General features: G+C 70.3%; 1 protein-coding gene. It reads left to right on the top strand.

Annotated elements, in window-relative coordinates; genetic code table 11:
• Positions 1–51: 51 nt before the first annotated feature.
• Positions 52–424, top strand: a 373-nt coding sequence (locus GWK61_RS55330) for a hypothetical protein (RefSeq protein ID WP_194922386.1), incomplete at its 3' end; no start/stop codon positions are given.

Here is a 424-nt window from a genome sequence, read left to right as displayed (position 1 = left end):
CCGCCCAGACGCTCAACGCGCTCACTCACACATCACTACGGAGGCCCCACAATGGCTCACCCGACGGCCACCCCGCTGACCGACCCGCCCACGGCCCCGATCAGCGCAGTCCGAATCGCCCGCATCGGCGGCACCGCCGCCGAGGTCGCCGCAGCCGCGATCAGCGCCCACACGCTGTACCACTTGGGCGGTCAGCTCAACCTCGGGCCGTTCACAGCCTGGCTCCTGCCGGCCGCGTTGGACGCCTACGCGTTCACGGCGCTGGCCGTCGGCTACAGCCTCCCGGCCAACCACCCGGGCCAGAAGCCCGTCCTCCGAAACGCCCGCCTCGCATTCGCGATGACCCTGGGCTGCAACGCGCTAGACCACGTTCTTCAGAAGGTCGGCCACCTGATCGACCCGACCGCCCGTGACCTGCTCTTGG

Source organism: Catenulispora rubra (assembly GCF_015356825.1).
GTDB classification, from domain to species: Bacteria; Actinomycetota; Actinomycetes; order Streptomycetales; family Catenulisporaceae; genus Catenulispora; species Catenulispora rubra.
The sequence above is the reverse complement of the archived record's forward strand: the minus strand, read 5'-3'. Positions and strand labels throughout refer to the sequence as shown.